General features: G+C 64.7%; 20 protein-coding genes. 6 read left to right on the top strand and 14 right to left on the bottom strand.

All coding sequences use genetic code 11. The annotated features are described in order from the left end of the window. Positions 1 to 5: 5 nt before the first annotated feature. Together AC07U1_RS04635 and AC07U1_RS04630 are read right to left on the bottom strand one after the other, a co-directional pair. On the bottom strand, positions 6 to 935 hold the full coding sequence (locus tag AC07U1_RS04635) for a HEPN domain-containing protein (RefSeq protein WP_037553319.1): 930 nt from the start codon (positions 933 to 935) through the stop codon (positions 6 to 8). Between the two features lie 83 nt (positions 936 to 1,018). Continuing rightward, a complete protein-coding gene (locus AC07U1_RS04630) occupies positions 1,019 to 1,342 on the bottom strand; it encodes a DUF736 domain-containing protein (protein ID WP_037553318.1) in 324 nt (107 codons plus the stop codon). 369 nt (positions 1,343 to 1,711) lie between these two features. Between AC07U1_RS04630 and AC07U1_RS04625 the strand changes: the two genes are divergently transcribed. The 6 genes from AC07U1_RS04625 (at position 1,712) to AC07U1_RS04600 (ending at position 11,259) form a co-directional block, all read left to right on the top strand. Further along, positions 1,712 to 2,638 (top strand): lipid kinase, encoded by a 927-nt coding sequence (locus AC07U1_RS04625; protein ID WP_052181962.1) that lies wholly within the window; start codon positions 1,712 to 1,714, stop codon positions 2,636 to 2,638. Between the two features lie 203 nt (positions 2,639 to 2,841). Beyond that, positions 2,842 to 4,500: a hypothetical protein gene (locus AC07U1_RS04620; RefSeq protein ID WP_037553316.1), complete on the top strand. Its 1,659-nt coding sequence runs from the start codon at positions 2,842 to 2,844 to the stop codon at positions 4,498 to 4,500. Between the two features lie 272 nt (positions 4,501 to 4,772). Next, positions 4,773 to 5,351: an RNA polymerase sigma factor gene (locus AC07U1_RS04615; RefSeq protein WP_052181961.1), complete on the top strand. Its 579-nt coding sequence runs from the start codon at positions 4,773 to 4,775 to the stop codon at positions 5,349 to 5,351. Continuing rightward, a complete protein-coding gene (locus tag AC07U1_RS04610) occupies positions 5,348 to 6,268 on the top strand; it encodes a FecR family protein (protein WP_052181960.1) in 921 nt (306 codons plus the stop codon). Before AC07U1_RS04615 ends, AC07U1_RS04610 begins: the two co-directional genes overlap by 4 nt. 87 nt (positions 6,269 to 6,355) lie before the next feature. Then, on the top strand, positions 6,356 to 9,292 hold the full coding sequence (locus AC07U1_RS04605) for a TonB-dependent receptor (protein ID WP_052181959.1): 2,937 nt from the start codon (positions 6,356 to 6,358) through the stop codon (positions 9,290 to 9,292). Next, positions 9,286 to 11,259 carry an Atxe2 family lasso peptide isopeptidase gene (locus AC07U1_RS04600; RefSeq protein WP_037553315.1) on the top strand — a complete coding sequence of 658 codons (1,974 nt, stop codon included), beginning with the start codon at positions 9,286 to 9,288 and terminating at the stop codon, positions 11,257 to 11,259. Before AC07U1_RS04605 ends, AC07U1_RS04600 begins: the two co-directional genes overlap by 7 nt. On the opposite strand, the gene AC07U1_RS04595 is transcribed toward AC07U1_RS04600, so the two are convergent. From AC07U1_RS04595 to AC07U1_RS04540, 12 genes are all read right to left on the bottom strand, one after another. Continuing rightward, positions 11,160 to 12,860 (bottom strand): asparagine synthase-related protein, encoded by a 1,701-nt coding sequence (locus AC07U1_RS04595; protein ID WP_495177317.1) that lies wholly within the window; start codon positions 12,858 to 12,860, stop codon positions 11,160 to 11,162. The two genes, AC07U1_RS04600 and AC07U1_RS04595, sit on opposite strands and share 100 nt — an antisense overlap. Beyond that, on the bottom strand, positions 12,857 to 13,516 hold the full coding sequence (locus AC07U1_RS04590; protein ID WP_037553313.1) for a lasso peptide biosynthesis B2 protein: 660 nt from the start codon (positions 13,514 to 13,516) through the stop codon (positions 12,857 to 12,859). The genes AC07U1_RS04595 and AC07U1_RS04590 overlap by 4 nt, the downstream gene beginning before the upstream one ends. A 56-nt stretch (positions 13,517 to 13,572) precedes the next feature. After that, positions 13,573 to 13,695: a hypothetical protein gene (locus AC07U1_RS04585; protein ID WP_255265931.1), complete on the bottom strand. Its 123-nt coding sequence runs from the start codon at positions 13,693 to 13,695 to the stop codon at positions 13,573 to 13,575. A gap of 68 nt (positions 13,696 to 13,763) precedes the next feature. After that, positions 13,764 to 13,886: a hypothetical protein gene (locus AC07U1_RS04580; protein WP_255265930.1), complete on the bottom strand. Its 123-nt coding sequence runs from the start codon at positions 13,884 to 13,886 to the stop codon at positions 13,764 to 13,766. Between the two features lie 82 nt (positions 13,887 to 13,968). Next, on the bottom strand, positions 13,969 to 14,607 hold the full coding sequence (locus tag AC07U1_RS04575) for a GntR family transcriptional regulator (protein ID WP_052181958.1): 639 nt from the start codon (positions 14,605 to 14,607) through the stop codon (positions 13,969 to 13,971). Beyond that, positions 14,604 to 15,515 (bottom strand): phytanoyl-CoA dioxygenase family protein, encoded by a 912-nt coding sequence (locus AC07U1_RS04570; protein ID WP_037553312.1) that lies wholly within the window; start codon positions 15,513 to 15,515, stop codon positions 14,604 to 14,606. Before AC07U1_RS04570 ends, AC07U1_RS04575 begins: the two co-directional genes overlap by 4 nt. A gap of 13 nt (positions 15,516 to 15,528) precedes the next feature. Continuing rightward, on the bottom strand, positions 15,529 to 16,146 hold the full coding sequence (locus tag AC07U1_RS04565) for an acyl-homoserine-lactone synthase (RefSeq protein ID WP_052181957.1): 618 nt from the start codon (positions 16,144 to 16,146) through the stop codon (positions 15,529 to 15,531). A gap of 91 nt (positions 16,147 to 16,237) precedes the next feature. Further along, positions 16,238 to 16,972 carry a helix-turn-helix transcriptional regulator gene (locus AC07U1_RS04560; RefSeq protein ID WP_052181956.1) on the bottom strand — a complete coding sequence of 245 codons (735 nt, stop codon included), beginning with the start codon at positions 16,970 to 16,972 and terminating at the stop codon, positions 16,238 to 16,240. 251 nt (positions 16,973 to 17,223) lie between these two features. Then, complete coding sequence (locus AC07U1_RS04555; RefSeq protein WP_037553311.1) at positions 17,224 to 18,156, bottom strand: DUF2493 domain-containing protein; 933 nt, start codon at positions 18,154 to 18,156, stop codon at positions 17,224 to 17,226. Between the two features lie 317 nt (positions 18,157 to 18,473). After that, positions 18,474 to 19,508, bottom strand: coding sequence for a DUF7146 domain-containing protein (locus tag AC07U1_RS04550; RefSeq protein WP_037553310.1), 1,035 nt, complete (start codon positions 19,506 to 19,508; stop codon positions 18,474 to 18,476). Positions 19,509 to 19,697: 189 nt separating this feature from the next. After that, on the bottom strand, positions 19,698 to 21,815 hold the full coding sequence (locus tag AC07U1_RS04545; RefSeq protein WP_495177319.1) for a ParB/RepB/Spo0J family partition protein: 2,118 nt from the start codon (positions 21,813 to 21,815) through the stop codon (positions 19,698 to 19,700). A 121-nt stretch (positions 21,816 to 21,936) separates the two neighbouring features. After that, complete coding sequence (locus AC07U1_RS04540; protein ID WP_037553308.1) at positions 21,937 to 23,130, bottom strand: hypothetical protein; 1,194 nt, start codon at positions 23,128 to 23,130, stop codon at positions 21,937 to 21,939. Between the last annotated feature and the right edge of the window lie 193 nt (positions 23,131 to 23,323).

The following is a 23,323-nucleotide window of genomic DNA, read 5'->3' as shown; positions in this document are numbered from 1 at the left end:
GGGTCTCAACCTGCCTGACGCGCTGTTGTCTCAAGCTCAGCGATGCGGTCACGGCAAATAGTCTCGACGATACCGGCGAGATGCTGAACCCGCGCGCCGAGCCATTCCAGTTCGTCGGCGGTGATCGCGTAATGCTTCGAATAGCGCGCCTTGATGTACGCTTCCTTCAACTTTTCGAACCGCGACCGGTCGGCCTTAACTTCTCGCGGCCATGCCTCGATCAATCGATCATCGATCCGCTCGGCTTGGGTGCGCAGGAAAACAAGATTATGGATGTGCGGCGTGTGGAAAGTGCATACCAATAAGATGCAGTGGTAATATCGTTCCGTCGCCTGATGAAGCTGAAAGGCCGCATTGTTCAACCAACCTGCAGCGACAGCGCTTCGATAGTGATGAAGAAACTGCGCTCCGCTAGGATACCACTCATCAAAATACTCGCGCGCCATCTCGAGCGCCGCATGCGGCGTCATCGGCTTGGGTTCTGCGAGCTCCTTCCCGTCGGCCTCGTACAGCGCGATCCCGTCACGAGCGACGTCGATGAAGAAATAGCGACCCTGCGTCAGTCCGGCATTCACCTCGTCGAGACTGTGAACGATGAAATTCACCGGCGTGCGGAGCCGCTTCGTTACCGACAGCTCACGAATGAGCCGGTCGTCGAGCTTCGACCAATAGTCCGCCCGATCGGTCAGCCGCTTGTCGTTGACGATGATCAGCAGGTCATAGTCCGACTGATAGCCCTTCGCCGTGTGCGGCTCGTCGACCCACCCACCCCGTGCATAGCTGCCGTAGAGGATGATCTTGGAAATCCGGCCCTTGCGCTTCCAGTCCTGCGTCGCGAGCGCCAGCGCATCCTCGAATTCCTCGAAGATGATCTCGACGACGCGCTCGATCTCGCGTTGCTTGTGCGGGGGAAGATGTTCGAGGCTGCTCTGCATTGGGGTCACCCTAACAAGGTGGCGGCACCCTTGCACCCGGAAGATTGTTCCGATGCGCAAGGATGCCGCAAGATGGCCGCCGCTCAGTCGGCGGGTGTCCAGATGATCGCGAAAACATCGTCGCGATCCTGCCCCGCGGCCCGCCCGAGATTGGCGTAGATGCGCCGCGGCCCGAACTCGGGGGTCGCGAGCGAGAGCGAGACATAGGGACGCCCCGATTGCTCGGCGACGCGAATCCAGCCGGCTCCGATCTCGACGCCATCGGACCAAACGCGATAGTCGGGCTGCACATCGCTCGCCTTGCCGCGGTTGGGGCGTATCTCGATCGGTGCCTTGATCGACAGCGTGATGAGCTGGCCCACAAAGCCCTTCTCGATGCTGCCGCTGACGATGCCGATGCTCGCCATGTCGATACTCCTGCTGATTTGCCCGGGACCATCCCGGGCGTGCAGCCGGGCGGGTCGGCGGCTTGAGGCGCTTGCGCACCCGAAGGGCCGAAGCGCAGCGGAGGAGTGAGGCTACGCCTCGCTTGCGCGGGCGCCGCCGCCGACCAGATTGGCGGAGCGCTCTTGGGTGGGACCGGTCGAACTTCGAAAATGGAAGAGCGATCAGGGCGAGCGATCGCGCCAAGGATATGACGAAGCCGAAAAGGGAGCTGCATCGATACGGATGCTTCCCGGCCTCGTCGCGGCGATATATAGGCCTGCTCTATCGGGCGTGGTTCTTCTGAAGGCACGCGCTCGACGGTCGTAACTCTGCTGAACAGGATCGTGTCGATGCCGTGGCCCAAAGGTACGCGCGCCCTCGTGCTGCACAATGCAAAGGCGCGGCAGGGCGAGCAGGCGCTCGTTCCCGTTCGCGAGCGCCTCGCTGCCGGCGGCCTTCTGGTGACGGTCGAGCCGTTCGAGAGCTTGCCCGAAATTGCACGCGACGTGACACGCTTGCATCAGACCGCCGATATCATTGTCGTGTGCGGCGGCGACGGTTCGATCTCATCCGCCGCGCCCGCGGTGATCGAGAGCGGCCTGCCGCTGGGAATCATTCCCGCCGGAACCGCGAATGACTTGGCGCGCACCCTGTCGATCCCGCTCGACTTCGCGGCGGCGGCCGACGTCATTGTCGAGAGTCACAGCCGACGGATCGATGTCGGCATGGTCAATGGCCATGCCTTCTTCAATGTCGCGAGCATCGGGATCAGCAGCGAACTTGCGCAGAAGCTCGACCCGGCGATCAAGAAAAGGTTCGGCCGCCTCGGCTATGCCGTCGCCGCGCTGCGGGTCATCCTGGCTGCCCAGCGGTTCCGGGCGAGGATCAGGGAGAAGGGCGAGTCGAGGACCGTCAGCACCTATCAGGTCGCGATCGGCAACGGGCGTCTCTACGGGGGAGGTAATGTCGTAGAAGAGAATGCCGCGATCGACGACGGCACGCTCGATCTTTATAGTCTCGAGGTCAAAAACCTCTGGAAGCTCGCCCTCATGCTTCGCGCCTTCCGGTCCGGCACGCATGGCGCGTGGAAGGAAGTGCGCACCGCCAAATGCGTCGAGTTCGATATCGAGACGCGGCGGCCGATGCCGGTGAACACCGACGGTGAGATCGTCACCGCGACGCCTGCGCATTTCCGCGTCTTGCCTCGAGCGATATCGGTGCTCGCCCCGTGCGAATGCCCGACCACCGCACGGCAATTCCCGCTCTACCATCACTGACCGAGCGAAGGCCCAGCGCAGTTGCGGCTGCAGCGTGCGGCGACGATTTTCAGTCGTTCGAAATGGCTCTGTGACATCGCGCCGCGCGGACGTCCAAAAATCGTCTCGTTAAGTATTTGAAAAATTTGAGTTCATATCGAAGGTTGAAAAACGAGGAGGCACAGGGTAGTTAAATTAATAAATTAAGCAGTGTGACATCGACCATGACCACCATCGCGCAATATCTTTCAGAGCATGGCCCATCGCGCTCGTCGCTGATTGTCGAGGCGCTCGTCGCTGCCGGAGCGAGCCCAGAGGCAGCGCGCCAGCGCGTCGCTCGGGTCGCAAAACCGATACGCCGCTTTCCAGTCCCGATGCTGCCCAAGCGCGAAGCCTTTCTCTATCTCGACAAGGATCGGAACAGCGAACGCTTCTGGCAGAATTTCATTCGCGACATGCGCGCGACCAATTCGGTCTTCGCTGCATCGGTCGATGGCATGATCGCACGCGGCGGCCTCATCCGTGCCGACCAATTCGCGTCGATCAGCGGCGCGACGGTCATCCCGCAGCGCGGACAGCTGCCGGTCGAGACGGTCGCGCAACGCCTGATCGCCGCAGGGTTCATCAAGGAAATACATAATATCGACCACGGCCGATGTTTCGAGCTCGCGCCGTCGCTGGCTTTCGGCACGCCTGCCGGACTAAGGGCCCGCGACCTCACAGAGGGGATTCTGCTCGACGGAATGCGCGAATGGGCGAGGAAGATCGGATTTGCGAGCTACAATCTGATCCGCATCCGCGGCGACGAAGAACTCCAGCCCATCGGCCCCTTCGCCTTCGATTTCGCCGGCCCGAGCTACCTGCTTCCGCTCCAGGGTCCCGGCGGCAAGCCCGGCTTCATTGTCGCCGACGTGTTCGCTGAGGGGCGGCTTACCGCCGACGAAATCCAGTTCTTCATCCGCAAGGCGAGGATGCTCAAGGCGACCCTCAAGAATATCGGGGTGTTGTCGATCATTGTCGCGGAAGAATTTACCGGCGAAGCAATGAAGGCTGGCCATGCCGCGGGCGTGATGCTCGCCACGCCGAAAGATCTGTTCGGCAAACGGGTTGGGGTGGCGATTGCGTCACTATGCGAAGTCCTAAAAAATGCCGCCAAATATGCATCGTCCAGTCCTGAGCGGCTCACATACCTCCTCGACAATTTGCTCGACATCGAGGGACGCAGCCTCAACCTGCGCGGCATCCTATTCGAGTTAGTGGTCGGCTACCTCGCCCGGCGAAGCGCTATCTCTATCGATATGGGGGTTACCGCGCGAAATCCTGCGACCGGCCAGACCGCGGACATAGACGTTCAGGCCATCACCCAGCAGTCGAGCGCGGTGACAGCGATCGAATGTAAAGGCAAAGAGCCCGGCGGATCACTGTCGCGCGCTGAGGTCGAAATCTGGCTCAAAAAGATTCCGATCTTTCGTGCGCACTATGCGAACCATGCCGCCCTACGAGAAGCCGAACATCGCTTCGAGATATGGACGAGCGGAACGATCGATGCCGACGCTCTCTATCTTCTCAAGGAAGAAAAGGCCAAGCGGTCCAAGGCGCCGATCGACTGGAAGGACGGGGATGCGGTTCTTGCGTTGGCGCGTGCCGGAAAGGAAAAGGGTATCGCCGACGCGCTCAACCAACATTTTTTCAAACACCCGTTCGCCGAGGTCGGCAAGACGCTCGCGGCCGAAAATCCTCCAGAGTTCAATTTCCCGTCGTTCATGATGCCTGCTTTCAAGCCAGACACGGGACCCGGCCCCTCGGGGCTGCCCGCCCTTCCCGACCTTTCGGGGATGGTCACCGAATGCTCACTCGACGACGAACTAAAGGGCGCGAAATAGCCTCGCGGTCCGCAGGAATTTGACTCGATCTGGACCTATCTCCGCACAGCCGGCTTGCAAGCGACAGGGGCAAAGCTATGCTTTGAGGTGCATCGGGCAAGGCGCACGGTGCCAGGCGTGAGAACCTGCTTAGCTTAGTTTTCCTATTCCATCCTGCCGGGTGGCCGCTGCGCATGTCCAAGCCCTCGGGCTAAAGGCGGCGGCGCTTGTTCGCTAAGCAAGTTCTCAACGCCCGGCTTGCCGCCTTCGTCCCGAACGGGAAGGCGGCAGGTATGGACTTCGAGGACAAGGACAGCGAGCGACCGGGTATTGCCGGCGGCGACCCCTTGCCGCCAGAGGATTGGGAGCGCTTCGGCCGATCGGCGCGCATCGAGGCGATCTACTCCGAACACCGCCCCCAAATAACCCGCTTCTTCAAGAGCCGCGCGCCGACCCAAGATGTCGGCGACCTTGTGCAGGAAGTCTTCAGCCGCTTTGCGAGCGCGCGCGGCGGCCTCGCTGCGCTGGTCGAAGGCCCCGGAGCCTATCTCGTGAAGAGCGCCCGGATGCTCCTCGCCGAATATGGTCGCGCCGACGGGCGCCGTCACCGGTCGCAGCACGACAGTTTCAGTGACGAGCATGAGGGAGCGAGCGACCCGCACGCCGCGCTCGAAGCGCGCGACGTCCTTCGCCGGGCAGAAAGAGCCATTTCGAGGCTATCTCCGCTCACGCGCGAGATTTTCCTGATGCATCGCTTCGAAGGACTACGCTATCCCGAGATCGCTCGAATCAAGGGAATCAGCGTGAAGACGGTCGAAAGCCACATGACCAAAGCCCTTGCCGCCATCAAGCGCGCGCGGGGTAAGCAGTGAGCCGCGCCGAAAGCGAAGCCACCGCCTGGCTCGACAAGATGATGGGCCCCGATGCCGACCAGCACCGGGCGGCGTTCGACGAATGGCTGGCCAAGCCGGACAACGCCAAGGCCTATGACGAAGCGCGCGACAATTGGAACTGGTCTGCGGCGATGTCGCCGTCCCGGATCGAGGCCGATGTTCGGGCCGATGCCCGGGAGCGTGAACCCGGCGGGCGGCGATGGGCTTTTGCCACAATTCTCGCTGCGGTGATCGCGGTCGGGTTCGCCTGGTATCTGGTCGGCCGCGACAGCGATCAGCCGATCATCGCCACCAATTCGGCGCAAGGCGAGAGCCAGCTCGCCGACGGGACGCGCGTGACGCTGATGGACGGCGCCCGCATCGAGACGCGCTTCTCGGACGGCGAACGCCGCGTCATTCTGTATGACGGCCGAGCCAGGTTCGAGGTCGCACACGACGCGTCGCGTCCCTTTCTCGTCGAGGCCGGAGATTCGGTCACGCGCGCGCTCGGCACCATCTTCGAGGTCGATCTCCGCGCGGATGTTCCGCGCATCGCGCTGGTCGAAGGCTCGGTCGAAGTGCGGCGCCTCGAAGGCGGAAAGGCACTTCGCCTCCGCCCCGGCGAACGCGCCGAGGTCAGGTCGACCGGCCCCCAGACGATCAAGAGCGAGGAGGCGAACGCCCCGGCCAAATCACTGTGGGCCGACAATCTCCCGCTTGGCGCGATCCTCGACCGCGCTGGCCGCGAGAATGGCGTCAAGATCAGCTTGGCCGATCCGGCGCTGGCATCGCTGCAGGTGACGGGACGCTTCGACATGACCGATGCCCGGAAACTTGCGCTGAAGCTCGGCGCCGCGCTCGATCTCAAGGTCGAGTTCGGTGCGAACGGACCGATTCTCGGCGCGAAATCCGAGTAGGACACCCAAGAAAAACCCATAGGGTGTTCGGAGCCCCCGTCATTTTTTCCCTTCAGACGGCCAAAATCGGCCGCACGGGAGGGATGAATGACGATGAAATTTTTCGCGGCCGTTCTGGCTTCGGGCGTCTCGGCGACCGCACTCTATGCACCCAGCGCGTGTGCGCAGACGGGCGAGCAGACCTACAATATCGAGGGTCAGCGCCTTAGCGACGCACTTCGCAAATATTCGGACATTTCCGGCCGCGAGGTCATCGCGGCTTCGAGCCTGCTCGAAGGCCGACGCAGCAACCGTGTCCGCGGGCGACTCTCTCCCGACGCCGCCCTTTCCCGACTCCTCACCGGCACGGGCCTGACGATCGAACTCGTCGAAGGCGCATGGGTCCTTCGCTCGGGAAACGTCGATGCCGGGGAGACTGGATCGACTGAGACGAACGGCGAAGCGATCATCGTTACAGGCTCGCGCATTCGCGGTGCAGGACCGACCGGTTCTCCGGTCGTCACCATCGACCGCGAAGCCATCGAAAAGAGCGGCTATGGCACTGTTCAGCAGATGCTCCAATCACTGCCACAGGCATTTGGCGGCGGCCCCAACGAGGCAGTCTCGACGACCACGACCCGGAACGGCGGGGGTTCGGATTCGACTTTCGGCTCGAGCATCAACCTGCGCGGCCTCGGGACCTCGTCGACCCTCGTCCTCATCGACAATGCGCGCCCAGCGCTTGGCGGGATCGGCGGCGTCTTCGCCGACATCTCGCTCATCCCGGTAGGCGCGGTCGAACGGATCGAAGTGCTGATCGACGGCGCATCGGCGATCTACGGCGCCGACGCGGTCGCCGGGGTGGTGAACGTGCGGATGCGGAGTCGCTTCGAGGGAGCCGAGACAATGCTGCGCGCGGGCACCGCCGATGGCGATACGACCGAGTTGCAGTTCGGCCAAATCTTTGGTCGTGACTTCGGCGGCGCACGGCTGGTGCTTGCTTACCAATACTCGCAGCGCGGTGCGCTCGCGGGCGCCTCCCGCGATTTCGCGCGCGAGGATCTGCGGGCCTTCGGAGGCCCCGACTATCGGACCAACTTCGCGGTGCCCGGGACGATTACGGCCGCGAATGGACAGCGGTTTGGCATCCCGGCCGGACAAGACGGCCGCGCATTGACTGCCGCTCAGCTGATTCCAGGTGTCCAGAACCGCTACGACGGTCGCGTGAACAGCGACATTTTGCCGAGAACGCGCATTCACAGCCTTTATGCCGCTGCCGAATTCGACCTTACCGACACGTTGACCTTTCGCGCAAGCGCGCTCGCGGCGCAGCGCCGCTACAGCCGCGTCAGTACCGGAGACTTCATCCAGGCCGCGCGGGTGCCGGTTACCAATCCTTTCTACGTTGATCCGATCGGCACGAACCAGCCGGTCAGCGTCGCCTATCGCTTCGTGAACGACTTGGGACCGCAGATCGACAGCGGCCGGGCGCGCGGCCTCACCGCCTCAGCGGGCTTCGACCAGGAAATTGGCCGCTGGCGCGTGCAGGTCGGCGGCGCCTATGGCCATCAGCGCGGCATCGCGAACAAGGCCAATCTCGTCAATCGCCCGCGCCTTGCTGCGGCGCTTGCCGACACCAACCGAGCAACCGCATTCAACGTCTTCGGAAACGGCACCGCAAACAATCCGGTCACCATCGACAGCATTCGCGGCACATTCCAGTCGGTCAATGATTTCGAAAGCTGGTCGGCGGCGCTCCGCGGTGACGGCCCGCTCTTCCGCCTGCCCGGCGGCGAGGTCCGGCTCGCGATCGGCGCGGAGTATCGCCGCGAGAATTTCGACTATTACACCGTCAACGGATTCAGCCTCGCGACGCCCTTCACCGACCCATTCGACATCATTCCGAGCGTGCGGAAGGTTCGCGCAGCCTATGCTGAACTGCTCGTGCCGGTCTTCGGGCCGGATAACGGGATGCCGGGTTTCCGCAGGCTCGACATTTCGTTGGCCGGGCGCGCCGAGAAATACAGCGACGTCGGCCGAAGCGAAAATCCCAAGGTCGGCGTCCGATGGGAACCGTTCCAGGGCATTGCGCTGCGCGGGTCCTACGGAAAATCCTTCCGCGCGCCCGCCTTCGACGAGCTCATCGGCGAGGCGATTTCGCTGTTTCAGACCGAAGCGGTCCCCGACCCCGCTTCGCCGACGGGCACGACCAACATACTCGGCCTGTTCGGCTATGCACCGGACGTAGGTCCCGAAAGAGCGACGACCTGGACCGCGGGCATCGACGTCGCCCCCTCGTCGCTTGCCGGTTTCAAGGCGTCGGTCACCTATTATGACGTCGACTATCGCGACCGCATCGGGACGGCGAGCGAGGATTACACCCGCTTTCTTGTCGACCGGGCGCGCTTCGGCGGGCTGATCACCGACAATCCGTCGCTGGCACTGGTAGAGGGATATTTCGCACGTCCCAGCTTCGTGAACGCAGCAAACATCGCGCCGGGCCAGGTCGCCGCGATCCTGGACGGTCGCATCCGCAACCTCGCCGCCGAACGCCAGCGCGGGATCGATTTCGATGTCGGCTATTCCCCCGCATTCGCGGGCGGAACGCTCGACCTCGGCATCGCGGGCACGCATATCTTCTCGATAAAACAGCAACTGACTCCGGGCGGGCCGCAGGTCGATGTCGTCGGCACCTATGCCAAGCCGGTCAAATGGCGCCTTCGCGGTCGCTTCGGTTGGGCGACGGGCGGCTTCTCGGCCAATGCCTTCGTCAACTACATCGACGGCTATCTCAACCAGGTCGTGACGCCGATGGAGCGGGTCGGTTCTTGGACCACGTTCGACCTCAGCATCTCGCAGCGCATCGGGGGCGGCGATGGCGTGGAAGGGCGGGGCCTGCGGCTCAGCCTTGGAATCACCAACCTGTTCGACAAGGATCCGCCCTATGTGAACAACCGCAGCGTGTCGTCCGCGCTCGGCTACGACCCCGAGAAGGCGAGCCCGCTCGGCCGCATGATGTCGCTCCAGGCCACCATCCGATGGTGAGCAAAGCCGCGATCCTCGGCTGTCTCCTGGCCGCGGCATCGCCCGCGGCCAGCCAGACGACCCCGCGCGAAATCGCCGAGATTGCCGACCTGTCGGGGCTCGCGGTCTCTCCTGACGGAAATTGGATCGCCTATCGGGTCGAGCGCCCATCCACCGTCACCAACCGGATCGATATCGACTGGTATCTAGCGCCCACGGACGCCACCGCCCCTCCCCGCGCGCTCGGACGACTCGGCACCGCGATGTGGAACGACGCCGGGAGCGTCCTGCCCGGCGAAGCCACATGGATGCCCGACGGCAAGGCAGTCGTTGTCCGTGCCCTTGTCGACGGACGAATCGGCCTGTGGGTGAGTCCCATCGACGGGTCGGGATTCCACGAGATCGGGCCAAGCGAAGGCGAAATCGAGGCCTTTGCCATCGCCGCTGACGGTACCGTCATCTCGCGCGAAGGACCTCCGCGCGATGCGATCGCGCGGGCAGAGGAGGCCGAGCGCGACACCGGTATCTTGTTCGACGCGCGCGTCGATCTTGCCCAACCCCTCTATCGCGGCGCCTCAATCAATGGACGTCCTTCGACGCAGCGCTTCTCTGGTGACTGGTTCGACCGCGTGCCGCTGCTCGAAGATACACCGCGCGCTGTCGTTGCCCGAGACGCATCCGGCACCAGCGAGCGCCCGGCGAACGACGCTGAACGCGCCCTGCTCAAGCCGGCGCCCGGGCCGGACATCCCCGAAAGCCTCCGCGGCATTCTTCGGCAGCGCGGCGTCTGCGTCGCGGCGAGCGGCTGCCCGAACGATGCGGAGCGTATCGCATGGCGGAGCGGGCTTGCCGACGGCCGCGTCCTGATCGCACTCCGCGCCCAATCGGGCCAAACGACCCTGCATGTGTGGACGCCCGCGTCGGCGAAGTTCAAGATGATCGCGGTCTCGGCAGGACAGCTCTCGAGTGGGCGGAGCGACAGCAAGCCCTGCGCTGCAGGCGAAAAAGCAATCTTTTGCGTCGAGGCGGCCGCGTCGGTCTCACCCCGCCTCGTCCGGATCGAGGCCTCTGGCCGCAAGAAGATCATCGATTCCCCAAATTCATTTCCTGGCCGCGACGGGCTCCTTGTCGAAACGATCGCGTGGCAGGTGAGCGGCAGCCGTGCGTCGGGCATACTCATCCGCCCGAAGATCCCCGGGCGGCTGCCGCTCTTCGTCACCTACTATCGCTGCAATGGATATCTGCGCGGCGGAACAGGCGACGAATGGCCTCTGCGCGCGCTTGCCGCGGGCGGCATCGCATCGCTCTGCATCGACGTCCTCCCAGGCGGCGAGATCGCGCAGGATCGCTACCAGATCGGCATGGAAGCCGTGCGGGCCGCGATCGACACCCTCGACCGGCGCGGAACGATAGATCGCAGCCGCGTCGGCATGGGCGGTCTCAGCTTCGGAAGCGAGGTTGCGGTATGGACTGCCATGCACAGCGATCTTCTCAAGGCGGTTTCGATCGCCTCGGTCCAGATCGAACCCACGTATTACTGGTACAATGCTCGCCCGGGCCGCGAGACATTCGCCCGCAATATCCGGCAGAACTGGAAGCTCGGCCCGCCGGATACCGAACCTGCCGAGTGGCAGGCGCTTTCGGCCGCGCTCAATATTGATATGATCACGGCGCCGATGCTGCTGCAACTTCCCGAGAGCGAAGCGCGCCAGTCGGCCGAACTGATGAGCAAGCTTGCTACCAACGGTCTCGGCGAGACCCACCTCTTCCCCCTCGCCCCGCATCTGAAGGTCGAACCCCGCCAGAAGCTCGCGGCCTATGAGCGCAATCTCGACTGGTTCCGCTTCTGGCTCAAAGGCGAGATCGACCCCGATCCAGCGAAGGCCGATCAGTATCGTCGCTGGCGGCTGCTCGGCCCCATCAAGGGCGAGGCTTCTACCGACCGCACCCAACGTTCGACATCGGCGATTTCGAGCAGCCGGAAATAGGCGAAGTCGCCCTCGACGAGATCGTGCGCGAGGTAGGTCTCGATCGCAGGCTTGTCCAGCAGCCCGCGTTCCGCCAGCCGCCCGCCGAGCAGGAGGTCGGCGAGCGCACCGCGCTGGCGAAGATAGCTTGCGGTACAGAGGGAATCGAGCCGCCCTTTGCCGCGCCTCCAAACGACCTCCGGCGGAAGTCGCGACGCGAATGCGGCGCGGGCAACCGCGCGGTCGCGACCGCCCCTCACCCACGCCCAGCTCGGAACAGTAAGGCAAAATTCTACCACCGGCTGTGAAAGCAGCGGCGCTACGACATCGCGGTCCCGCCAGCGGCGCGGCCGGTCGACGAAGTCGAGGATGCGCCGAAGCGCGCGCACATGGTTGCGCTTGCCGCGCGGCGCATCCTCCTCGCCCGCATCCCAGGGATGAGCCGGCGGCGAGGCCGGCACCTGGTCCGCGACGCAGAAGCCGGTCTCACGGCGCCAGCCGCTCGGGCCGTCCCGCACCGCCCGATACGCCAAGCGAGCGGCCTGCCAGACCGTTGCATCGCCCGCGCGCGCGACGTCGCGCATCGTCTCGAATGCAGGGCGCCGCGGCCCGAAATGACGAAAGGCGTCGAGGATCGGCGCGACGCTCGTGTCGAAATCGAAGATATTGTCCCCACCGATGCCCCCGAAGATCGCGGCATCGGAAACGGGGAACGCCGATTCGAAGGCATCGTCGATCCCGCCGAGCACGCCATAGGCGGAGGGCCGCGCGTGAAGGACAGGCGGTAGCGATACCAGATCGATGCCGGTATCCGCGTGGGGCATTTCGAGAAGCTCAGCACCGCAATGCGCCGCGACGGCGCGCGCGTAGGGACGCTCGTCGCCGTCGGCACCGGACGAAACGAAAGTGACGGCAGAGAAATTGGCTTGCGCCGATGACAGGCCTGCCGCGACGATCGAAGAGTCGAGTCCGCCCGACAGCTCGAGCAGGATGTCGCTCCGATTCCCACACCAGCCTCGCAAGCACCCAAGGAACCGACGTTCGAGGTCTAGCGCAAGTTCAGCGACTGGTCGAAGATCGGGCTGCGAGACAGCCTTCCAAGGCGTCCACAAAGTCTGGACAGCTGACTCCTCGGCCAAAAACTTGGCACAGCTGCCGGGCAATAGCTCGCTCACACCTTCAAGCCCGGTCCGTTCGGTCCGCAGATTGGCGTACGCCAAAGTCCCGGCGATGAACTGCCAATCGAATGACCCGATGCCAAGCATTGGCGCGACCAGCTCGAGATCGTTCCAAAGCAGAAAGCCGTCTTCAAACCGGGTCCAGTAGATCGGCATGCCGATGAGCGCGGCGCGCGCGATCTCGACCGATGCATCGTCGACGGTGAAGGCCAGATAGCTTCCCCAGCCGTCGCCGGGCGCGTGGCAGGTAGCGCCCGAAAGCGAATAAATGTCCCCGAGCAATAGGGCACCGCTTTCCATCACTTGGTCAGCAATGCCGGCGCCTGCATAGACGGTCAGTGCGCCCGCATTCTGAACGCATCGCAATGCGTGGCGCTCGGCAGCTGCCGCAAGCGCCAGCCCCCCGGACGTGGTTCCCACAAGTGCGAGAATGCCGCGTTTCATCCGATCGCCAATATTGGTGTGAAGTTGCGGGCCTCGGCCGAGGTTCCGGTCAACACCGCGCCGGGACTCTGTAACCAGCAATGTGCGGCAAAGGGGCTGAGACGCACCCCAAAAACCAGCCGCGCGCCTAGGCCGTGCGACAGGAGGATGTGGTCGAGCGCTAGCGCGTCGATCAAACATCGTGGCGGGGTCCGCGCCATCCAGCGCGATGCTGCATAGGATGAAGCGATGCCCCGAACCGCCGCTTCGGCGCCCGGCACGCCGAGCCGAAGCTTTGCGTTCCGCATGGCTTCCACCGTTGACGCGATCCGGTTTGGCCGCATCGAACGTCTTGCCCAGCGCAGCGCGCGGGACGCTGCGAAACCCATGCGGAGCGATGTCGGTCCGTCGGCGACCGCCGACAAATCGTTGGCCGGAATGTGAGGCGAGGCCGGATCGAGCTTCGTCGGCTCGCTCGACCGTGCGAGGAATCCTGTCGCCACAAGACGCCCCATCGCCTCGCTGTCGTTCGGCTCGCCTGCCCGAAGCCGCTCGAAGGCCGCGCGGTCTTGCCCGCGCAGCGCGAAATATTTGTCCCGGACAAGGTCGAGGAAGACGAGATCTCCGTCGACTTCGCAATAGCCCGTTCCGGTTGCCAGTTTCCAGCCGGTCGTCATGGCGCCGCGCGAGACCCGGGAGCCGCTCGATGCTGGACGGCTCCCGGATACACCAGTCAGTCCTGGACGAGACCGGGCGTCGGCATACGGCCGCCGGCTTCGACATACAGGCCCCAGTCGCCGGCGGTGTCACCGGAGACCGAGCCGAGTTCGACGAGCGTGTCGTTATCGCGTTCCATGTTGCTTCCCTTCTCAGACACAAGGAAACGACCGGGGGCCGGCCTCGGGCCGGTCCCCGGAGCGCTGGTCAGTCCTGGCTGAGTCCGAGCGGCTTGAACTTGCCGTTCGTTTCGATGCCGACGTCTTCGCTGCCCGCGGTGTCGCCGGTAACGCTGCCGAGTTCGATCAACTCATTGAGTTCGCGGTCCATGATCGCTTCCTTCCATGATTGCCGCGGAATTGCGGCCCTCTCGAAGCTAGGGAGGCCGCGCCGTATAGGAATTTAATACGACTCATATTCTCCGAATATTATCCAGCGGCTCGGACCGGCGCCGGATTTCGGCCGCGACGCGGCCGGCATATGACGCGCGGCGGCGATGGAAGCGCGTGATTTTACTGCGTAAAGCGCTCCATCGACCGAACCGGTAATCGTCCGCCATCGCCGTGAGCGCGTCGCCCACAGACCCATCGACACGAACCTCCAATGTGCGGATTGTCATGCTTCGCTCGACACAATTGATGATGGTAGCGCGAAGTTCGCCGTTGCTGCTGCCGATTGCGATGGTCCGGAAGAGGCCATTGAGCCCCTCAGGATAGGCCTGGTGATTCGCGAGCGAGATCAGTCCGCCTGGCAAATCGGGCCTCGGCGTCCTCCCCTTCAACGCCAGCGAGAGAAGGGCGCCGGTCCACCAATAGAGTTCGACCAAATCCGCCTCATTAAGAAGGGGCTGCCGAAACCCCTCCTGATGCCAGCTCTCGATGATCCGCTCGCCCGACAGGCGATACAGGGCATCGCGAACGGGGGTAGCGCTGGCCGCCAGCGACTTTGCGAGCTGCGCCGCCTCGAGGCGCGTACCGGGCGGATAGGTGCCCGACAGGATACGCGCCTTGAGGTCCAGATAGACCCGCTCCATCGTGGTGCCCGGGCTCATGCCGCGAGCGTCCCGTCTCCGCCCGCCGATCTTTGGTCGCCGATATAGTCGGCAAGAAGCGCCTGCTGGTCGGGCCGGAGCGCATCAACGGCTGCGATCGGGTCGGGGGGATAGCCGCGGAACAGGATCGAGGGACACTGGCCCTCGAAGTTGCCGAGGTTTGGGCGATGCTGTACATAGCCGGTCAAGGCCGCCAGCTCCGGCGGAAAGTCCTTCGCGACGTCGGGTGGATAGGCGAGCCACTGGTTCTCATATGGTTTCAGCCAGCCAAGGCAGTAGCTGATGATGATCCCGCGCCGCACCGACGCGCTGCAATTGCCGCCGGCTCCGTGGAGCGTCGAACCCAGGAAGACGATGGCATCGCCCGGCATGGTCTCGGCAATGATCGGCTCCTCCGCCGGTTCCTCGATGAGCGCCTCGAGCCCATGGCTTTTCGGCCAGATGATCGTGGCGCCATTCTCGGTGGTGAAGGGCGTCAGCGGCCACATCACATTCACGAGATATTCGACCTCACCGAGTGTGCCCTGCCACATATCTTGATCGCGGTGCGGGAATTGCGGAAGCGCTCCCGGATGCAGCTCAATCGCTTGGGCGAGATTGAGCTGGATGCGCTCACACCAGTCGCCGAGCGCGGCCTCGGCGAGGGCGAGGATCGCCGGGTTCATGACCAATGCGCCAACATGCGGCGAGCGGATGAGCAGGCGGCCGAAGCGCTTGGTGCGTGTCCCATAGAAGCCGCCCTCGCAAAAGGGCGTCGCGGCGTATCGCGGATCGAGGTCGCGATCGATCGCCGCGATCAGCTCGGCGGGAACGGCTTCGCGAACGATCGCGTAGCCGTTTTCCTTGAGCGCCCGCATCGAAGCAGAGGGCGGCTGGTGGCTATCGACTGGAGCGATATCGGTAATCATGGTCCCGCTCCTTTCACGCTGCATTGGCCGCGACCGGCGTCGCAGCGCTGCCCGAAACAATCCCCGCCGACTTGAGCCTTGCGGGGGTGTCGGCGTCGATCTCGATCCGCAGCGAGGTCAGCGCGCGGCCGTCGTAAATGCCGGCTTCGCCGAGCGCCTTGCAGTCCCAGCCAAAGGTCCGGATCTGAGCGAACCAGTCGAGCTCTGCGACGCCGGTGTAGGAGCGGATGCCGTTGGCGAGCGCATAGTCTACCAGCCCGACAAGAAGCGTGTCGCGCGCGGTGCGGCGCTGGCGCGCACCGATCCCCGGCGACAGGCAGAAGCGCGTGATCTCGAAGATGTCGGGGCCGGACGGCGGGATGCCGTCGACGAGGCCGGGGAAGAGACCATCGAGAAGAGCCGGGCGCGTGGTGGGAAGGAGGCGCGCCGAGGCGAGATGCCCGCCCTCCTGATCGCCGACGATCAGATAGGTCGCATGGGGATCGTCGAAATGATCGATCTCGAACCGGTCGGCGAGCACCGGCAGGTCCCATTTCAGAAGATCGATGAAGACGCGCTTACGCGCCTCGAACATCGCGCGGAGCAATTGATGCTCGTGCGCGCGGTTGGAATGGTCGATTACCGAAAGCATGGATGTGTCTCCTTTTCGAAAGAGACCATCCAATTGAACGGCTTTTTGCCACTCCACCATAGCACGATCGGGGGGTGTCGGCGAAAAAAGTTCAGCGCTTGGCGATATCCTCGTAGCTGAGGTCGCCGGCATAAAGCGCGCGCACCGTCAGCGTGATCCCACCATTCGCGTCGTAACGCTGCCGCGCGTTGCGAAGATGCTCGCGAACCGTGTCGGGACTGAGATCGAGGATGCGTCCAACCTTCGGGGCACTGTTGCCTTTGGCGGACAAGATCAGACATTCGCGCTGGCGGTCCGTCAGCCGCGGCCCGACCTGCGCGAGTTCGGGATTGGCGAGCAGCCGCGCGGCTTCGAAGGCTGGCCCACCGATCATTCGGGCAAAGAGGAGCGCCATATCATTCGCGGCGATCCCCGGCGTCCAGGCGAAGGACACCGAACCATGCGCCTCGCCAGGAATATGCGCCGGTATGGTAAGCCCGTCTCCTATTCCGTGCCGCTGCGCCTCACTGAGAACCAGTTCGTCCTCGGGGCGTTCGCCCGAAAGCGGCTTCATGTTGCGCCAGAAGAAACCCTCGAGACTGCGGTGACTGGCGCGATGCACCGGATCGGTAAGCCCTAGGCCGCGCTCGTCAAACCAGCGGGCCCAATCCTCGGGATAGTTGTGGACGCGAACACCCCTGTCGGGAGCCGCGAGGAAATCGACATGGTGGCTCAGCGCGAACCAGGAACAGCCCATGCGCGCGCAGGCCTCCGCCAGCAGATCGGCCAGACCCGCCGCATCCTTCACCCGCGTGACGTCGAGCGCAAAAGCATGCGCAGCGTCCATCGTCGGCATTGCGACCCATGGCAGCGGACGGCAGTCGTCGCCAAGTCGGCCGACCGTCCCTGCTCCTCGTCATGGCCTGCGAGCGGTGCCCTCTCAATGGGCCGTCCCGCCGGCGACGGGTGATCGCCGCTGGTCATAGCGATCTACAATGATGTAAATTTGCGGATGTTACGAATATATTTCAATTATATTCGGGAGATAGAACCAGATTGGGGCCATTTTGCCGAAAGCGTCCGAATGCCCGACGGCTGTCATCGGCCCCGCTTGCGAAAATCCCAGACCGGAAGGCCGATCTTCGCAGCCTTGTCGGCGAGATTGTCCTGGATGCCGGTGCCGGGGAAGATGATGACCCCGACCGGCAGTGCTTCGAGCATCCGGTCGTTGCGCTTGAACGGCGCGGACTTGCCATGCCGGCTCCAGTCGGGACGGAAGGCCACCTGCGTCACCTTGCGGGTTTCGGCCCAGCAGGCGGCGATGCGTTCGGCCCCCGTCGGCGTTGCCCCATGGAGCAGGATCATATCGGGATGGCGGTCGCGTGCGCGATCGAGAGCATCCCAGATCGCCCTATGATCGTCGACATCAGCGCCGCCGGTGAACAGGATGCGCGTGCCCTCGGGAAGAAGTGCAGCCGCTTTCTGGCGCAACCGCGCGTCGAGAAAGTCACGGCTGTCGATCATCGCCGCGGTCATCGACCGGTGATGCGCGCGCGATCCGGTGCGCGGTGACCAGGCCTTGCGGCAGTGGGTCCGAAATTGTTCGGCGGCGCTTTCGCGGAAGAATTCCATCGCATCGCGCCGTTCGATCAGGCTGATCCCCTGCTGCACGAGGCGTTCGAGCTCGACCGACCGGATCTCGCTCCCGTCCTGTTCGCGCTGGGCTCGGCGTTGCGCCTGTTCATTGTCGTCGAGGCTGCGTTCGACCCGCTCCCCCGCGCGGTGGAAGAGGTTGACGACGTTCCAGAGGAGCTCTTCGAGATCGGGCTCGATCCGCGTATCGTCGAGACAGCCGACAAGGGCATCGAATATGTCGGCGACAGCGCCGGCCGCCAGGCGGGCATCGGGCAGCGGGCGCGGGTCGGGTTCGTCTTCGAAGGGGCGATGTCCGAAGAGTTGCATCTCCTGAAGGAGGAGATGGGTGGCGCCGGCTTCGGCAGGATCGTCGGCGGGTTCGGTGGGGCTCAACATGATCGTCTCCAGTCGGGTTTTGCCGCGCTCGCGCGGCCTTCGCGGCGACCCCTCGCGGCGCGCCGTACCGAACTGCACCGCGGCCCCGGCCGCGGCCGAAGCCGAAGGCGGAGGATGGCGGGCGAAGGCTATTTTGTTTCGCGATGCAAAGGGGCGCCGCGCGCCCCGGCGGAAAATAGCCGCCCGCCCGCCATTGCGGGCCCGGTACGGTTCGCCGCAGTCGCCCTCTTGCGAAGGCCGGAGCGCGGCCACCCCGTGGTGCTGCATCAGCACCGGTCCATCCCTCGCCCGCCCTCCTTCCGGCCGATGCTGAGGCGTCAGAGCAGGAGTGAACGATCCGCAGTCCGGAGCTGGGATCGAAGCGAGCCGATCATTCGCTGTCGGCCGAGTGTCATGAGATCGGCATTGAAGTCGCCGCGATCCGCTTCGAGCGCGATGACCTCGATGCCGAGCGGCCGGGCTCGGTCGCAAAGCGTCCCGAAGGCGGCCGCACCCGCCGGGTCGTCGTCACGCGCGACATACAGTCGCTGCAGTCCGCGCGGGAAGGTCAACGCTCCCAGATGGGCCGCCGAAAGGGCGGCGATCATCGGCAGGGCTGGTGTGATCTGACGCAAAGACAGGATGGTTTCGATGCCTTCGCCCGCCGCCATGACCGCAGCCGACGTGCCGAACCGAACGCCATGACCGAGCAATTGGCCCATGGCGCGCCGCGGATAGGCAACCGGCGCCTTGTCGCAGGCGGCCGAGTCGAGCCAGGTGCGATGGACTCCGGTGACATTGCCCGCCTCGTCAGTGATCGCCGCGATCAGGGCGGGCCATGCCCGGCGGACATCGGGGGCGTCGTCCTCGGATGGATGATAGAAGCAATGGGGATGGAAACGAAGCCATTCGGCATCGCGAAGGTCGCCGATCGCGCGGGCAGACAGATAGGCGCGGGCAAGGGTGCCGCTGAGCGGCTTCGATCCGGCCCATAGCCTGCGGGCGGCCTCGGGGGTGCCGCGCGGTGCTTTACGCGGAGCCGGATTTCGGTCGCCGGGCATGACGGCAGGCAGGCTCAGAAAGCGGCGCGCCTCGTCGAGCGTGTCGCGGAAGGATGTATGGCCGCAGCTCGCGGCGATGACATCGAGAAGATCGCCATGATCGCCGCTGGCGGCATCGGTCCATTTGCCAGCGGACCGAAGACCGTCGGCGGTGCCAGAAAGGCGAACGTAAAGGCTGCGGCCCGGCGAATTACGGACGTCACCGACCATCCAATAATGTCCCTCGCGGCGTCCATGGGAGAGATATCGGCGGCAAACCGCCTCGGCATCGTCGGCGAGGCGTCGCGCGACCTCGGCTGCAGGACTCGACATGGGGGCCTCCTTCACAAGACAGGCTGCGCGCGATCCCGCCCGGTGGAGCGGGTCAGGAAGGCATGCGGCGGTCTGGCAGCCCCTGCCGGACACCTCCGATGTTCGCGCGGAGCGTCCTGATTTCAAGGGCCAGCGAAAAAATGGGGAGCCCGGCACAGCGCCGAACTCCCCGAATGATAGTCGGTGGCGTTATTCGGCGGCAATCGCTTCGATGTCGTCGTCGCCCAGCTCGTCATGGCCCGCTTCGATTGCAGGGCCATCGTCATTGGCCGCAGCCAGCTCCCCATCACCGTCGGGCTCGTCGATGACGGGCGTGCGCAGCGGATGTGCAAGCCAGCCGGTGCCTTTGAGCAGGTCCTCGGCGGCGCTCGCCATCTCGGGCTTCTTCAGTCCCGCAATCCGCGCCGCCGCTTCGGCCCCGCAAGCCTCTTCGACGGCATCGAGGATCCCCGGCTTGGTCACCCGTCCGAGGTAATTGGCCGTGGTAGCAACCCAGCCCGCCTGGACCATGTCGAGGCCCGACGCCCGCGCGAGGATGTGCGAATGGTCGATCCGGCTCGCCACCGCGCGGGCCGACACCCGGCCTTCATTATAGCGGGTCGCCGGCTCCCACACCGCATTGACGCCGAAGGAGACGCAGTGCGCGAACAGTGCTGCCTGGTCATCAGCGTCGAGACCGGCAAGCACGTCCCACAGATCGGCGGTCGCATCGGGCAGCCGCTCGGACCAGCCTTCGTGCCGTTCGCGAATGGCCCGCGCGGACGGCGTATCGTTGAGCCCCGCATCATAGCCGACCATCGAATGATTGCGCAGCGCGATGCCGACGCAACTCGCCGAGGAGGCATAGGTGTAGAAGCATTCGAGAACGATGGCGTGGAGCATCGCCGCAAACGCCACCAGCGGGCTTGCGGCCAGCGCGTCGCGCAGCGCAAGGGTGCGGTGCGCGGTGAGGTCGGTCACGAGCTTGTCCGGAAGCGGGCGGACGAGATCATCCGGATCTTCGCCCTCGCCGGTGCCGCCTTCTTCCGGAGATGTCACGCCGACCGCATCTTCCTGCATTTCGTCGCCGATCACGCCGCCGGCCGCTTCCTCGCCGCCCGCAGCTTCCTCGTCAACGGGCTCTTGCGGCTCGTCCTCGGGACGAACGAAGCCGCGTTCGATATGCAGCGACCCGTCGACATCGATGCTCACGAAGGTGCCGGCGATCGCCACTTCCTCCGGGTCGTAGATCAGCGGCTTCGAGACGAGCGGCGCGATCTCCTCGTCGATCGCATCGATCCGGGCACTGATTTCATCGGGGATGTCCTCGGCGCCCGCCCATTCGTCTTCGAGCCGGTCGGCTTCCTCGCGCAGCGCTTCGATCCGCGCCTCATCGTCGGCGCTCGTCTCGGCCGCCACGCCATCGAGCGGGCGGTGGCCGAAGGTGTGGCCATAGGGGAAGTCGACCGCCGTCTCGATCCACTTCCAGCCTTCCGCCGCGACACGCGCAACCTCGGCTTCGAACTTCTCGGCCTGCAGCCGGTCGAGCAGCGCGACGTCCTCGAGCCAGCCGCCGTCATCGCTTTCGAAGAGATCGCGAAGAATATGTCCGCCTGCCTCGCGATAGGCGTCGAGGGTGACGAACTGGACGCGCTTGTCCGATGCCCGAACCTTGTCCTCGGTCAGCCGCGCGCGGATATACCAGGGCTGCTGGGTGTGGCTCGAGGCGAGCATATCCCAGACCTGTTCCTGCCGCGCGTGATCGCTCGACACCGAAAAGGACATCAGCTGTTCGAGCGTCATGCCGTCATCGGCGTAGATGTCGTGGAGCTTGGGCGAGACCTCGGCGAGCTTGAGGCGCTGTTTCACGACCGCGGGCGTGACCATGAAGGTCGCCGCGATCGTTTCGATGTCGGTGCCCTGTTCGACGAGCTTCTGCATCGACCGGAACTGGTCGAGCGGATGCAGCGGTTCGCGATGGACATTTTCGGCGAGCGAATCCTCTTCGGCCGACACGGCATCATCCTCGCGGACGATGCAGGGCACGGGCTCGGTCTTCGCCAGGCGCCGCTGTTTCACCAGCATCTGGAGCGCGCGGAAGCGGCGACCGCCGGCCGGGACTTCGAAGCGACCGGTTTCCTGGCCCGCCTCGTCGCGCTGGGCGCGAACAGTCAGGCTCTGGAGGAGGCCGCGCCGCGCGATGTCCGCGGCAAGGCTGTCGATCGACACCCCGGCCTTCACGCGCCGCACATTGGCCTGGCTCAGCACGAGCGCGCTGAAGGGAATTTCCCGCGCGCCGCTGAGGGTGATTTTTGCCTGTTTCGTCATGATGCTTCTCCATGACAGGCCGCCGCGAGACTCTCTCCCGGCTCTCAGCCCGTCATGGCTCCGGCGCAGCCCTCTCCCTCTGAAGGGAAAGGACCACGCCGCCGGCGAACGCGAGATTTGCTCAGTGGACCGAGGCCAGAAGCTTGGCACCCTTGGCTTCCAGCTCGAGCCGTCCATCCTGATGCGGACGCTCGCGGGCCAGCGCGGTGATCCCCTGCACGAAGTCGAAGATCGATGCGGGCGGGTGCCCCTCTTCCTGCAGCACGCTGCGGATGATCCGCTCGCTCTCGCCCTTCGAGAAGCCGCGTTTGCGCAGGAAGGTCTGCCGATCGTCATCGTCGCGCGCGACGATCGCGGCCCGAGCGGCCTTGATGCCGTTCATAAAGGAGACCGGCGAGGAAGAGGCGAAGCGTTCGAGCGCGGGCGCCGCTTCCTGCGCGAAGCGACCGGCCGCGAACTTGCTGTGCCGGATGCTGATCTCTTCGAAGCCCTCGGCGCCCCAGATGTTCCGGTTCATGCAGACGGCGCGAAGATAGAAGGTCGCCATGCCGAGGGCTTTCGACCCGACCTCGCTGTTCCAGCAGTAGAAGCCGCGGAAGAAGAGGTCGGGATCGCCGTTGGGCAGACGACCGGCCTCGATCGGATTGGCGTCGTCGACAAGGAAGAGGAAGACGTCGCGGTCGCTGGCGTAGAGCGTCGTCGTATCTTTCATGACCTCGACGAAGGGATTGTGGCGCATCGTCGACCAGTCGAGGAGCCCCGGCACCTTCCACCGCGTGTCGCCAGTGCCATTGCCCGCGATCTTCATGACCGCGGCGACAAGCTCATGATCCCAGATGCGGCCATAATCGGGGCCGGTCACGGCACGCAGCTCGGTGCGCCCGTCGCCGGTCTCGAGCGTCTTCACCAATTCCCCGCGATGCGCGAGCAGACCGTGCTGCATGTTGATGCCCGCCAATGCGGCGGGAAGCTGGCGCAGATAGGCCGACGGCGCCCCGACGAGACTGCACATTTGCCCGAAAGACCAGTGCGTGGGTGCAACCGGCGCTTCGCGGTCGGGAAGGAGCAGGCTCAGTCGCTCGGGTTCGTCGGGCGCGGCGATGACGCGAATGGCGCGGGTTTCGACAGTCCGCGCAGTCGCGGTCTCGGCCCGCGCGCGCACTGCATCATAAAGGTCGGAGAGCGACAGGTAGCGCTCGTCGTCGGGCCGGGAGAACCATTCGGACGAGACGCGGCCGATGCGCCGGCCTCGCGAGATATCGACCTTGTAGCCCGGGGACGAATCGCGGGCGAGGGTGCTGGGTAGAAGTGTCATGGCGTGTCTCCGCGACGGGTCCGGAAGACTCTCTCCCGGTTTCAACCCGTCACCTGGCCCCTCTCTCCTCTCCCTCTGCGGCCGCCGAAGGGGGCCGCGCTTCGCGGCGGGACATCGCACCACCGACGCAGGTGCCGGCCGAGACCGCTTGCTGCTATCGCAATCGGGTGCGCGCCAGGTCCGGCTGGATGGG

It is taken from the genome of Sphingopyxis sp. GW821-FHT02C12, from assembly GCF_059421785.1.
Note: the sequence above shows the minus strand (reverse complement) of the source record. Positions and strands in the feature narration are given on the sequence as shown.